Raw genomic sequence first — 13,170 nt, 5'->3', positions numbered from 1 at the left:
GAAGACGGAAAGAAGACGGAAAGAAGACGGGGGAGTCAGTCCGCCGTCTCGTCGTCCTCGCGCAGGAACTGCACGCCGATCTCGGTCGCCGTGCGCCAGCGCACCAGGGCGGCGACGGCGATCTCCTCGTTGACGATGCGCAGTTCGAACCGGTCGGGAATCTCGGCGGTGCTAGGCAGTTTCAGCAGGGCGCCATCGTCCGACAGGTTGCGGACGCGGCATTCATGCACCTTCGCCCCGTCGTCCAGGACGATCCGGCCGCTTTTCAGGGTGCGGTGGCGCGGACTGCTCCGCCTGTCGCGAATCGGCATCTCATCCCACCTCCAGGCGCGCGAACTATGAGCCCACCTGCAGTGATTCTCCAAGCCGGTTGCGGCTTGAATTGGTCCGCAATCGGGTTTTTTGCGGATCGGGTGGGCCGGCGGCCCGTCGCCGGGCGACCGTCGCATTCCTGCAACAGTCGCGTCGCCTCCCGGCGGCTTGGCCCTGTGCCGCTTGACCACGCCGCGCGGGCGGTCAACCCTGCGCCGGAAAGAGGGAGATTCCAACGCCATGACCCTGCTCGTTCTGGGACTCGTCGTGTTCTTCGGCGTCCACCTGCTGCCGATGATGACCGGCCTGCGGGAGCGCCTGCGCGCCCGGTTCGGAGCGGGCCCCTACCGGATCCTGTTCAGCATCGGCTCCATCGTCGGCTTCGTGCTGCTGGTCTACGGCTATGGCGCGGCGCGGGCGGAAGGCCCGGCGATCCTCTATTATCCGCCGGTCTGGCTGCGCCACCTCACCACGCTGCTGATGCTGCCGGTCTTCGTGCTGCTGGTCGCCTCCGGCGGACCGATCGGGCGGATCAAGATGGTGGTCAAGCACCCGATGGTGCTGGCGGTGAAGATCTGGGCCGTCTCGCATCTGCTGGCCAATGGCGATGCCGCCTCGGTCCTGCTGTTCGGCTCGTTCCTCGTCTGGGCGGTGGTCGACCGGATCTCGCTGAAGCGGCGCCCGGCGACGCTGGGCGGAGCGACGGCCGGCGTACCGTCGCTGGCCAGCGACATCGTCGCCATCGCGGTCGGCCTCGGCCTCTACATCGCCTTCGTGCTGTTCCTGCATGAATGGCTGATCGGCGTGCCCATCTTCTAAGGACAGCCGCCGTCCGGCAGCCAGGGGGCGCGGCGGGCGCGCGCCGGGGCGGACCCGCCGCCTGCCTCACTTGCGCCATGAAGACGCGCAAGGGGAGGGACGCAGAGCCGTCTCCGGCCGTCGTTCCGGGCTCCTGCCGCGCAACCCGTGTCGTTTGCCAGCAGAAGGGCAAATGGATATGGTGGCGCCGCGCCGCGCCGGCAGACCGGGCGGCGTATTGCTCAAGTATCGGGAATTCGCAGCGTATGTCCGACATTTTTCGCGAGGTCGACGAGGAGATTAGGCACGAGCGCTACAAGCGCCTGTGGAACCGTTTCGGCACCTACCTGATCGCCATTGCCGTCCTCATCGTCGCCGGCACGGCCGCCTGGCGCGGCTGGGTCTACTGGCAGCAGACCGCGGGGCGCGAGGCGGGCGACGTCTATGTCTCGGCGGCGCGGCTGGCCGACCAGGGCAGTTTCGCCGAGGCCGAGGCGCGGCTGGCGGAGCTTGCCCGCGGTCCCGGCGGCTATCCGCAACTGGCCGCCATGCGCGCGGCGGCGCTGAAGGCGCAGGCGGGCGACACCACTGGCGCCATCGCCGCCTTCGACCAGATCGCCGACGACGGGCGTTCGGAGCGGCTGCTGCGCGACATCGCCCGGCTGCGCGCCGGCTATCTCGCCCTCGACCTTGAAGATCACGCCGGCGCCACCAGCCGGCTCGAAGCCCTTGCCGGCGACGACAACGGCTGGCGCTTCCTTGCGCGCGAGGCGCTGGCGCTGTCGGCCTGGAAGCAGGGCGACACGGCCGCCGCGCGCCGCTGGATCGGCGGCATCGTCGAGCAGGAAGGCGTGCCGGGCGACGTCGCCTCGCGGGCTCGTACCCTGCGCGACCTGATCGACGCCGCCGAAGGCAAGCCGGCCGGGGAGGGGTCGTGATGACCGTCTGCCCGAGCCTTCGCCCCACATCTTTCCGGAGGTCCCGGATGACGTTTACCACCGTCCTGCGCGCGGCGACCCTGTCGCTGGCGGCGCTGGCGCTGGCCGGCTGCGAGACGGTCGCCGACCTCAACCCGTTCTCGAAGGACACGGTGCTGCCGGGCGAGCGCCAGGCGCTGTTCGACACCACGCTTCCGGGCACCGAAAGCGGCGGCCGCGCCGCCAGCATCGGCGCGGCGAGCGGCGTCGAGTGGCGCCAGGGCGGCGGTGATGCCGGCAACAATCCCGGCAATGTCGCGGCCAATGTCACCGGCGGGCGCGCCTGGCGTGCCTCGATCGGCAGCTCCGGCGGCGGCATGTTCTCCGGCAATGTGCGCATTGCCGCGCGCCCCGTTTCCGCCAATGGCCGGATCTTCGTCTACAACCAGAATGGCGAGGTCACGGCGCTGTCGACCAATGGCGGCCGCCTGTGGAGCCGTTCGCTGCGGCCCGAGGGCGAGAGCGGCGTGGCCTCTGGCGGCGGCGTCGCCGCCGAGGGCGGCCGCGTCTTCGTCGCCACCGGCTACAGCCAGCTCGTGGCGCTCGATGCCGGCTCCGGCGCGGTGCTGTGGACCAAGGACATCAACGCGCCGGCCCGTCAGGCGCCGGCCGCGGCCGGCGGCCTCGTCGTCGCCGTCACCCAGACCGGCGAGGTCCATGCGGCCGCGCAGGATGACGGCGCCGAGCGCTGGACCTATACCGGCATCGCCGAGAACAGCGGGTTGCTCGCCTTCGCCAATCCGGCGATTTCCGGCGGCACCGTCATCGTGCCCTTCACCTCCGGCGAGGTGATGGCGCTCGACATGAAGAACGGCGAGCCGAAATGGGTCGAGGGCGTCACCCGCTCCTACCGCACCCGCGCCGTCTCCGGCTTCTCGGATGTCGCGGCAAGCCCGGTGGTCAATGGCGACATGGTGTTCTCCTCCGGCGTTTCCGGCCGTCTGGTCGCCTCGCGTCTGCGCACCGGCGAGCGGGTGTGGGAGCAGGATGTCGGCTCGCTGCACACGCCGATCGTCTCCGGCGGCAGCGTCTTCCTGATCGACATCGAGGACCGCATCGTCGCGTTGGAGCGCTCCACCGGCAAGCCGCTGTGGCGCACCGTGCTGCCCAATGTCGAGGGCAAGAAGAAGAGCCGTATCAACTGGGCCGGACCGGTGCTCGCCAATGGCGTGCTGGTTGCGGTGTCGAGCGACGGCCGCATGGCGCGGGTGGACGCGGCCTCCGGCCGGATCCTCGGCACCTCGTCGACCTCGGAAAACATCTATGTGACGCCGATCGTCGCCGGCGACCGGCTGGTGACGATCACCGCCAAGGGCGACGTCGTCGCGTTCAACTGACGGGGCGCCGGCGCTCCCGCCGGCCCGCTCCCGCGTTTCCCGCATCCCGCGCCGTGCCGGCGCGGGATGCTTCATTTGATCCGGGCCCTCGGCGGGTGTATTCCGCCGGGGCCTTCGCCATTTCCGGGGTTACAGGACGTGCCTGCCAAGATCGCCATCATCGGACGCCCGAACGTCGGCAAGTCCACCCTCTTCAACCGCCTCGTCGGCAAGCGGCTGGCGCTGGTCGACGACACGCCGGGCGTGACCCGCGACCGCCGGCCGGGCGATGCCCGTCTCGGCGACCTGCGCTTCACCATTCTCGACACCGCCGGCCTCGAGGAAGCCGACGCCGCCAGCCTGGAGGGGCGCATGCGCGCCCAGACCGAGGAGGCGATCGCCGATGCCGACGCGGTGCTCTTCGTCGTCGACGCGCGCGCCGGCATCACGCCGAGCGACAGCCATTTCGCCAACCTGCTGCGCCGCGCCGACAAGCCGGTGATCCTGATCGCCAACAAGGCGGAGGGGCGCTCGGGCGAAAGCGGGCTCTACGAGGCGTTCGGCCTCGGCTTCGGCGAGCCGGTGGCGATGTCGGCCGAGCATGGCGAGGGCCTTGCCGATCTCTACCAGGCGCTGCGGCCGGTGGTCGACGCGGTCGAGGAGCGCGAGGCCGCCGCCGCGGATGCTGAGGTGCGCGCCGCCGAGGCGGCGCTGGCGCCGGCCGAGGTCGCCGAGACCGATGTCGATCTTGCCACCGACGAGGATGGCGAGGTGGTGGAGGAAGAGGACAAGGGCCCGGCCGCCGGCAGCGCCCAGCGTCCCTTGCGCGTGGCCGTCGTCGGCCGTCCCAATGCCGGCAAGTCGACGCTGATCAACCGCTTCCTGGGGGAAGAGCGGCTGCTGACCGGCCCGGAGGCCGGCATCACCCGCGATTCCATCTCCGTCGACTGGGTCTGGCGCGACCGGCACGTCAAGATGTTCGACACCGCCGGCATCCGCCGCAAGGCGCGGGTGCAGGAGAAGCTGGAAAAGCTCTCCGTCGCCGACGCGCTGCGGGCGATCAAGTTCGCCGAGGTGGTCATCGTCACGCTGGACGCGACCATTCCCTTCGAGAAGCAGGACCTGCAGATCATCGATCTGGTCGCCCGCGAGGGCCGCTCCCTCGTCATCGCCATCAACAAGTGGGACCTGATCGAGGACCGCGCCGAGGCGATGCAGCGCATCTCCGATGCCTCGGAGCGCTATCTCAACCAGATCCGCGGCGTGCGCATCGTCACGCTTTCGGGCCTGCACGGGCGCGGCCTCGACAAGCTGATGGAAGCCGCCTTCCAGGCCTATGACATGTGGAACCGGCGCGTCTCCACCTCCCGGCTCAACCGCTGGCTCGACGGCGTTCTCGTCCACCATCCGCCTCCGGCGGTGGCCGGCCGGCGCATCAAGCTGCGCTACGTCACCCAGGTGAAGGCGCGTCCGCCGCATTTCGTCGTCTTCTGCTCGCGCCCCGAGGTGCTGCCGGAAAGCTACACGCGCTACCTCGTCAACGGCTTGCGCGAGACGTTCAACATGCCCGGCACGCCGATCCGCCTCAGCTATCGCAAGGGCGACAACCCCTATGCGGCGAAGGCGAAGAAGCGCAAGATCCACTGACGCCGGATCGCGGCATCCGGATCGCCGGGTGCATCACGAAGTTGCGGCTGCATCTTCCATTGCGTGTCCGGGCGACCCAAATAAGCGCCAGTGCGCGGGGACGGCCTGCGCACGACCCGTTGCCCGTGCCGTGCGGCGCGGGGACAGCCATCGGCATTGCGGAGACCGGCGACGACAGGCCGGAGGGGTGAGAACATGACAATCAGCGCAAGTCTGGTCGCCGCCGAGGTCATGGAATGGCTGCATGGCGACGCGGTGCGGGTCGAGGAGATCTCGGTGCTGATCGAGATGCTGGCGCTGCGCCTCAACGAGGCCGGCGTGCGCATCGACCGGGTGGTGACCGGCATCACCGTTCTGCATCCCAACGTGCGCACGGAAGGCGTCACCTGGACCCCCGAGAAGGGGCTCGAGCTGCGACGCTACATGGAAACGCCCGAGAGCCTCAAGGCCTATGACAACAGCCCGTTCAAGGTGGTGTTCTCCGAGCGCCGCAGCGTCCGCATCCGCCTTGCCGCGGGCGGCGAGCTGCCGGACTACGGCATCGTGCCGGAGCTGCTGGAGGCCGGCTATACCGACTATCTCGCGCTGCCGCTGCCGTTTTCCGACGGGTCGGTGAAGGGCGTCACCTTCGCCACCCGCCGCGCCGGCGGCTTCACCGGCGCGCAGATCTCGCTGCTGGAGACCATCGCCCGGCCGCTGGGGCTGTTGTGCGAGCTCTACACCCTGAAGCGCATGAGCCAGACCCTGCTCGACACCTATGTCGGCCGGCGCGCCGGCGCACGGGTGCTGGCCGGCACGGTGACGCGCGGCGACGGCGAGACGATCTCCGCCGTGGTCGGCTTCTTCGACCTGCGCGGCTTCACCGAACTCTCCAACGCCCTTCCCGGCGACAAGCTGATCAAGCTGCTCAACGCCTATTTCGACGCGGTCACCCGCGCGGTCGAGGCGCATGACGGCGAGGTGCTGAAGTTCATCGGCGACGAGGTGATGGCCGTCTTCCCCTATGGCTGCGACGACAGCGCCCGCACCGCCGCGCGCCAGGCGCTGCTGGCGGCGCGCGAGGCGAGCGCGGCGATCGCCGAGATGAACCGCGACTGCTGCGACGAGAAGCCGCCGCTGCGCGTCGGCATCGCCCTGCATGCGGGCGACGTGTTCTTCGGCAATGTCGGGGCGGAGGCGCGGCTCGACTTCACGGTGGTCGGGCCGGTGGTCAATCTCGCCTCGCGTCTTGCCGGGCTGACCCGCGACCTCGACCAGGAGATTCTCGTCTCCGAGGCCATCGCCGACCTGATGGGCTGCCACGCCGGCGCCCTCGGCCGCTACCGGGTGAAGGGGTTCGAGGCGCCGGTGTCGGTGTTCATGCCGCCGGCCGGTTCGATCGGCGCCGACGGGAGCTGGTGCAGCGAGGCGGCCAGCGCCCTTGCCCGCGAGGCGAACTGACGGCGCACCAGCACGCAGACGACGAAGAACGTCGTCGCCATGAAGACGCGCGGGTCGATGAACCAGCCGAGATAGCCGACCGAGAAGAAGAAGGCCCGCTGGCCGCGGTTGAAGTGGGTGCCGGCGAGCACCATGATCCCGGCGGCGCGCTCGGCGAAGGCGTCGCGGTGCTCCCGCGGCGCGTTTTCCTCCGGCATCGCGCCCATCAGGATCGTCGCGTAGTTGAACAGGCGATAGGCCCAGCCGAACTTGAAGAAGGCATAGGCATAGATCAGCGTCAGGCCGATCACCTTCAGCTCCCAGACGGCCGGGCTGCCGCCGCCCTTCAGGCCGAGGTCGCTCATCATCTTCAGGATCGATTCGGTCGAGGTCAGCAGCGCGAAGCAGCCGCCGATCGCCAGCAGCGAGGTGGAGGCGAAAAAGCCGGTGCCCTGCTGCAGGCCGGCGGCGATGCCGACATCCATGATCCGCACCGGGCGGCGGCTCATCATCTCCATCCAGCCGCGCCGGTGCAGGTTCATCTGGTGCGACAGCGTGCGCGTCTTCAGCGGCGACAGTTCGACGACGACGTTGAAGCCGAGCCAGGCGGCGACGAACCAGGCCAGCGCCGCCAGATCCGTTCCGGCCAGATCGATCATGATGCGGGGTCCTCGCGCTTTCCCTTGCGTTGCCGGTGAAGTCTGACCTCGCATGCGGCGCCGATCAACTGCGCCGGTGCCGTGGTCCACTGCTGGCGGCGCGGGCGGACCCGATCCCGGCTTGCCGAAGATCGCAATGGGGCGCGTTCGGTGCGCTGTCTGCGTGTTTTACCGTATTTCCAGCCCGCGTTTTCGTGACGTTTTCTACGTAAGGTTGGGAATGTTACTTTCCCAGTTAATTATTTTTAAAATCGTCCGCTCTTATGCTTTCAGGGAAAGTCTAGGGAGCATGGCACATAATGTTCGGCAGCGGAAAGAAGGCGCTTATCGAGGCGATCGGCCGGTCTCAGGCGATCATCGAGTTCACGCCGGATGGCACGATCCTCGATGCCAACGAGAATTTCCTGAAAACCGTCGGCTATCGGCTCGACGAGATCCGCGGCAAGCACCACAGCCTGTTCGTCAGGCCGCAGGACCGCGAGAGCGCCGAGTATCGCGCGTTCTGGGCGGGGCTGGCGCGCGGCCAGGCGCTGTCCGGAGAGTTCCGCCGCACGGGCAAGGAGGGGCGCGACATCTGGTTGCAGGCGTCCTACAACCCGGTCCTCGGCCGGGCGGGGCGCGTCGTCCGGGTGGTCAAGGTCGCCGCCGACATCACCGAGGCCAAGCGCCGCGCCATCGAGACGGCCGGCGAAATCGCGGCGATCCGCCGCTCCCAGGCAGTGATCAGCTTTGCCATGGATGGCACCATCCTTGAGGCGAACGACAACTTTCTCAAGACGATGGGCTACCGGCTCGACGAGATCGTCGGCCGCAATCACAGCCTGTTCGTCGGCGAGGATCATGCGCGCAGCCCCGAGTACCGGCGGTTCTGGGACGAGTTGCGGGGCGGGCGGTTCCAGTCGAACGAGTTCCGGCGGTTCGGCAAGGGCGGCAAGGAGGTGTGGATCCAGGGCACCTACAATCCGATCCTCGACGAGGACGGCAAGCCGGTGAAGGTGGTCAAGTTCGCCACCGATCGCACGGAGCAGGTCTCCCTGCGCAGGCACCGGGAGGCTGTGCAGAAGCAGATCGACGCGGATCTGGATTCGGTTGCCGCGGCCATCGCCCAGGCGAGCGGGCGGGCGGTCGATGCCTCCGCCTCCTCGCTGCAGGCGTCCGGCAATGTCCAGGCGGTTGCCTCGGCGACGGAGGAACTGGTCGCCTCGATCAGCGAGATCACCCGGCAGGTCAACCAGGCCATGCAGGTGGCGGGCCGGGCGGTGGACGAGGCGCGCGAGTCCTCCGCCGTGATGAGCGAATTGGCGGCGAATGCCGGAAAGATCGGCGAGGTGCTGGAACTGATCGACAGCATCGCGGCGCAGACCAACCTGCTGGCGCTCAACGCGACCATCGAGGCGGCGCGCGCGGGCGAGGCCGGCAGGGGCTTTGCCGTCGTCGCGGGCGAGGTGAAGAGCCTTGCGGCGCAGACCTCGAAGGCGACCGAGGATATCAGTGCGCGCATCGCCCTGGTGCAGGGGTCGTCGTCGCAGGCGGAAGGCTCGATCCGGTCGATCATGACGATCATCGAGGAGATCAGCGACATTTCGTCGAGCGTCGCCACGGCGATCGAGGAGCAGTCGATCGTCACCCGCGACATTTCGAGCAACATGCAGCAGGCCCATGCGGGCGTCGCGGCGATCAGCTCCAACATGCAGTCGCTGTCGCAGGAGACCGAGCGGGTCGAGCAGGCGACGGTGAAGGTGCGCGAGGCCTCCCGCTCGATCGCGTGAGGCGGCCGGCCCCGGCACTTGTCCCCGTTGGCTGCATGTCTCATCGACTGTTTGTCTGCGCCGGCGCTTATCCCCGTTTTCGGCGGCGGCGCCGGGTTGCGATTTCGAGACGGGAGTCTCGAAATTTCTCAAAATTTGAGACGGATTTCGGCGAATTTTGAGAGGCTCGTCGCAATTTTCCGGCGCGGTTTCTCGCAAAAATGCCAAGAGGATTGGGGCGGTTCATCAAACTGTCATGCGTGACGTGCAGGTCAGCTTGTCCTTTTTTTGCGCTTGCGAAATTATTGCCAAATCGTTAAATGCCGCCTCGGACCGAACGTGAGCGCGGGGGGCAAACACGCGCCGCAACACTCGGACAACAAGGAACTTCATGGACGAACAGGTTCAGAAATCCTGTTGGGGCGTAACGGCTTGGGTCGTTCTCCTGGCGGGTGGCGCACTTGCGCTGATGTATGTGTTCGGCGGGGATGTCACGCCCGCGACGGTGGCCATCGTCCAATAGGACATGCTGCGCCCGCGAAGGCGGAGGCGCCGGACGGCCACATGAACTGCGAAAATCAAACTGCAGAAATTGCCAGGGGCGCGGAGACATCCGCGCCCTTTCGCGTTTCCCACCGACGCTTTCGCGCCGCCGCGCGCGGGGACAGGGCTTGTCATTTGCGCAGGGCCCGGCAAACAATGGCGGCCTTGCCGGCGGGCGGCCGGACTGCGGGGAGAGCGCGATGACGGGACGGATCATCAGGGGATACAAGGCCTTGCTCGCCGAGGCCGAGGCCGTGGTCGAGACCCTGGAGGTCGGCGCGGCGGTGGCGCTGCATGGCGATCCCGGCACCGTCTTCGTGGATATCCGTGACATCCGCGAATTGGAGCGGGAGGGGCGTATCCCCGGCGCGGTGCATGCGCCGCGCGGCATGCTGGAGTTCTGGATCGACCCGGAGAGCCCCTATTTCAAGCCGGTCTTCGGCGAGGACAAGCGCTTCGTCTTCTTCTGTGCCGCCGGCTGGCGCTCGGCGCTGGCGACCCGCGCGGTGCAGGAGATGGGGCTGGCCCCGGTCGCCCATGTCGGCGGGGGATTTTCCGCCTGGCGGGAGGCGGGCGGCCCGGTCGAGCTTCCCGGCAGCGCCCCCAAACAGGCAGCCGCATCAATCGGCTAGCGTCTCGACGCCGGGATAGGAGCGGGGCATGCCCGGCGCGCGCGGCCGGGAGCGCGGGGTGAGGGTCTGAAACATCATCTGCCGCAGCACCGGCACCCCGGAGGGGGCGCTGGACAGCAGGCCGCCATAGCTTTCCGGGCTCGTCTCGAAGAGGACAAGCGTTACCGGGCCAAGGTCCGGCCAGCTCACCTCGGCGCCCCAGGTGGGCACATCGGCCGCCGTGGCCTGGCCGGACAGGGCGATCGCGTCGTCGCGCGACAGCGCCGTGCCCGTGCCCTGCGGCCAGTCTATGCGCGCGAGCCCGTCCGGAATCTTCCACAATTTCAACCGTGTACCGATGTCGAGCAGCAGGTTCTCGCCGGTCTTGCACAGTGAGATATGGACGATGCGCTGGTCGAGTTCGCCCGGTGTCGCCGTGACCCCGTCGGGCGAGCGGGTCAGCACCGCGGTGTTGGTGACGCGGAACGCCTGGGCGTCGGCGGCGGCGGGGACAGGTTTCGCCAGCGCCGCCGTCAGCGACACCATCAGGGAGAGGGCGACAAGCAGCGCGTAGCCGACCGAAGCCGGTCTGGAGGCTTGCAACGAAACGGCGATCATCGGACCTTGTCGGGACGGGGGGTGCGGGGAGTAAGTGACGAGTCTATCCCTGTCAGATTTACGAAGGGTTACGTTAGGTCGGCGTTATTTCGCTGTTTTGTATGGGAGCGCATGAATGAGACTGGTGATCGGCAACAAGACCTATTCCTCCTGGTCGCTCAGGGCATGGGCGGCGGCGAAGCTTTCCGGGCTTGACTTCGAGGAGGTGCTGGTGCCGCTCGACACGCCGGAATTCGCCAGTCGGGTCAAGGCGATCTCTCCGGCGGCGCGGGTGCCGGTGCTGGTCGATGGCAAGCTCGCCGTATGGGATTCCCTTGCGATCATCGAATATCTGGCCGAGCGGGCGCCGGCCGGGCGGTTGTGGCCGCTGGACGGGGCGGCGCGGGCGCGGGCGCGCTCGCTCTGCGCCGAGTTGCATTCCGGCTTTCCGGACCTGCGCGGGCATTACCCGATGAACCTGCGGCGCACGCCGGCGCCGCATCCGCGCTCGCCCGATGCCACGCGGGACATTGCGCGGATGCGGGAGATCTGGCGGGACTGCCGCGCCGACCATGCCGGGGAGGGGGATTTCCTGTTCGGGCCGTTTTCCGCCGCCGACTGTTTCTTCGCGCCCGTCGTCACCCGGTTTCTGACCTACCTGCTGCCGCTGGGCAAGGTCGAGCGCGCCTATGCGGAGGCGGTCATGGCGCATCCGATCCTGGCCGAGTGGCGGGGGGGGGGGGCGCGCGAGCCCTGGGTCGTCGACGCCGACGAGGTCGATTGAATGAAAAATAACACAATGAAATAAAAGAGAAATACGGATGGTATTGACTAAAACGTAAGCGTCATTCACTGTCCCGCTCAGCAAGAAACCGACAGGTCGGGAGCGGCGATATCCGTCTCATCCCGACAGCAACCGGGGGGATAACCAGGTGGCGATCCTGCGCAGCAATTCCACGACCCACGGGCCGGAGGTGGAGGCGAACCGCGCCGCCTGGGCCGAGCTTCGCGCCGACCTCTTGGGCAAGCGGCATGCGGCGGCGCTCGGCGGCCCCGAGCGGGCGCGCCAGCGGCATCTGGCGCGTGGCAAGTTGCTCCCGCGCGAGCGCGTCGCCCGGTTGCTCGATCCCGGCAGTCCATTCCTGGAAATCGGCGGCCTCGCGGCCCATGGCCTCTATGACGACGCCATCCACGGCGCCGGCCTTATCACCGGCATCGGCCGGGTCTCGGGCCGCGACTGCATGATCGTGTGCAACGACGCCACCATCAAGGGCGGCACCTATTATCCGCTGACGGTCAAGAAGCACCTGCGGGCGCAGGAGATCGCCATGGAGAACCGGCTGCCCTGCATCTATCTGGTCGATTCCGGCGGCGCCAACCTGCCGAACCAGACCGAGGTGTTTCCCGACCGCGACCATTTCGGCCGGATCTTCTTCAACCAGGCCAACATGTCGGCGATGGCCATCCCGCAGATCGCCGTGGTGATGGGCTCGTGCACCGCCGGCGGCGCCTATGTGCCTGCAATGTCTGACGAAACCATCATCGTCCGGCAGCAGGGCACGATCTTCCTGGCCGGTCCGCCGTTGGTCAAGGCGGCGACCGGCGAGGAGGTTTCGGCCGAGGATCTGGGCGGCGCCGACGTGCATACCCGCATCTCCGGCGTTGCCGATCACTACGCGGTCGACGACGATCAGGCGCTGGCCCAGGCGCGCCGCATCGTCGCCAATCTCAACAGCACCAAGGCGCCGGATCTGGCGCTTCTCCCCGCGCGGGCGCCGGTGGTCGATCCGCGCGATCTCGACGCGGTGGTGCCGGTCGACCTCAAGAAGCAATACGATATCCGCGAGGTCATCGCCCGCATCGTCGACGGCTCGGAACTCGACGAGTTCAAGGCGAATTACGGCACGACGCTGGTCACGGGCTTCGCCCGCATCCAGGGTATCCCCGTCGGCATCGTCGCCAACAACGGCATCCTGTTCTCGGAATCGGCGCTGAAGGGCGCCCATTTCATCGAACTGTGCTGCCAGCGCCGCATTCCGCTCCTGTTCCTGCAGAACATCACCGGCTTCATGGTCGGGCGGGAGTACGAGGCCGGGGGTATCGCCAAGGACGGCGCCAAGCTGGTGACGGCGGTCGCCTGCGCCAGGGTGCCGAAGGTGACGGTGATTGTCGGCGGCTCCTATGGCGCGGGCAATTACGGCATGTGCGGGCGCGCCTACGCTCCGCGCTTCCTGTTCATGTGGCCGAATGCGAGGATTTCCGTGATGGGCGGCGAGCAGGCGGCGAGCGTGCTGGCGACCGTCCGGCGCGACAATATCGAGGGCGACGGCGGCAGTTGGAGCGCCGAGGAGGAGGCCGCCTTCAAGGCGCCGATCCGCGAGAAATACGAGGCGGAGGGCCATCCCTATTACGCCACGGCGCGGATGTGGGACGACGGCATCATCCTGCCGGAGGAGACCCGCACGGTGCTCGGCCTTGCCTTCTCCGCCGCGCTCAACGCCCCCCTTCCGGAGACCCGTTTCGGCGTCTTCCGCATGTAATCC

At 68.1% G+C, this 13,170-nt stretch carries 11 protein-coding genes and 1 pseudogene; 9 read left to right on the top strand and 3 right to left on the bottom strand.

Features of this window, described 5'->3' with window-relative positions; translation table 11 throughout:
* Positions 1–35: 35 nt before the first annotated feature.
* Entirely contained in the window at positions 36–311 is a 276-nt protein-coding gene (locus P2PM1_RS14805; RefSeq protein WP_186389092.1) for a PilZ domain-containing protein, read from the bottom strand.
* A 241-nt stretch (positions 312–552) separates the two neighbouring features.
* Between P2PM1_RS14805 and P2PM1_RS14800 the strand changes: the two genes are divergently transcribed.
* The 5 genes and pseudogenes from P2PM1_RS14800 to P2PM1_RS25825 all read left to right on the top strand — a co-directional run.
* The gene (locus P2PM1_RS14800) at positions 553–1,131 is read left to right on the top strand and encodes an NnrU family protein (protein WP_186399579.1); all 579 of its coding nucleotides are present in this window, start codon (positions 553–555) and stop codon (positions 1,129–1,131) included.
* 245 nt (positions 1,132–1,376) lie between these two features.
* Positions 1,377–2,048: a tetratricopeptide repeat protein gene (locus P2PM1_RS14795; protein ID WP_186399578.1), complete on the top strand. Its 672-nt coding sequence runs from the start codon at positions 1,377–1,379 to the stop codon at positions 2,046–2,048.
* 47 nt (positions 2,049–2,095) lie between these two features.
* Positions 2,096–3,424 (top strand): PQQ-binding-like beta-propeller repeat protein, encoded by a 1,329-nt coding sequence (locus P2PM1_RS14790; RefSeq protein WP_186399577.1) that lies wholly within the window; start codon positions 2,096–2,098, stop codon positions 3,422–3,424.
* A 138-nt stretch (positions 3,425–3,562) separates the two neighbouring features.
* Positions 3,563–5,050, top strand: coding sequence for a ribosome biogenesis GTPase Der (gene der / locus P2PM1_RS14785; protein WP_186399576.1), 1,488 nt, complete (start codon positions 3,563–3,565; stop codon positions 5,048–5,050).
* 195 nt (positions 5,051–5,245) lie between these two features.
* Positions 5,246–6,325: pseudogene (locus P2PM1_RS25825) on the top strand (adenylate/guanylate cyclase domain-containing protein); the annotation flags it as partial.
* A gap of 44 nt (positions 6,326–6,369) precedes the next feature.
* On the opposite strand, the gene P2PM1_RS14780 reads toward P2PM1_RS25825, so the two are convergent.
* On the bottom strand, positions 6,370–7,128 hold the full coding sequence (locus tag P2PM1_RS14780; RefSeq protein WP_186389087.1) for a DUF599 domain-containing protein: 759 nt from the start codon (positions 7,126–7,128) through the stop codon (positions 6,370–6,372).
* A gap of 299 nt (positions 7,129–7,427) precedes the next feature.
* Here P2PM1_RS14780 and P2PM1_RS14775 point away from each other — a divergent pair, with 299 nt between their 5' ends.
* Both P2PM1_RS14775 and P2PM1_RS14770 read left to right on the top strand, forming a co-directional pair.
* Positions 7,428–8,897, top strand: a complete 1,470-nt coding sequence (locus P2PM1_RS14775) for a PAS domain-containing methyl-accepting chemotaxis protein (RefSeq protein WP_186399575.1) — start codon at positions 7,428–7,430, stop codon at positions 8,895–8,897.
* 722 nt (positions 8,898–9,619) lie between these two features.
* A complete protein-coding gene (locus tag P2PM1_RS14770; RefSeq protein WP_186389085.1) occupies positions 9,620–10,051 on the top strand; it encodes a rhodanese-like domain-containing protein in 432 nt (143 codons plus the stop codon).
* Here the strand turns inward: P2PM1_RS14770 and P2PM1_RS14765 are convergent.
* Positions 10,040–10,648: a hypothetical protein gene (locus P2PM1_RS14765; RefSeq protein ID WP_186399574.1), complete on the bottom strand. Its 609-nt coding sequence runs from the start codon at positions 10,646–10,648 to the stop codon at positions 10,040–10,042. The two genes, P2PM1_RS14770 and P2PM1_RS14765, sit on opposite strands and share 12 nt — an antisense overlap.
* A 115-nt stretch (positions 10,649–10,763) precedes the next feature.
* Here P2PM1_RS14765 and P2PM1_RS14760 point away from each other — a divergent pair, with 115 nt between their 5' ends.
* Positions 10,764–11,411, top strand: a complete 648-nt coding sequence (locus P2PM1_RS14760) for a glutathione S-transferase family protein (protein ID WP_186389083.1) — start codon at positions 10,764–10,766, stop codon at positions 11,409–11,411.
* Between the two features lie 148 nt (positions 11,412–11,559).
* Positions 11,560–13,167 (top strand): carboxyl transferase domain-containing protein, encoded by a 1,608-nt coding sequence (locus P2PM1_RS14755; protein WP_186399573.1) that lies wholly within the window; start codon positions 11,560–11,562, stop codon positions 13,165–13,167.
* Positions 13,168–13,170 lie beyond the last annotated feature (3 nt).

The sequence above is a fragment of the Stappia sp. P2PMeth1 genome (assembly GCF_900185735.1).
Classification (GTDB): domain Bacteria; phylum Pseudomonadota; class Alphaproteobacteria; order Rhizobiales; family Stappiaceae; genus Stappia.
Note: the sequence above shows the minus strand (reverse complement) of the source record. Positions and strands in the feature narration are given on the sequence as shown.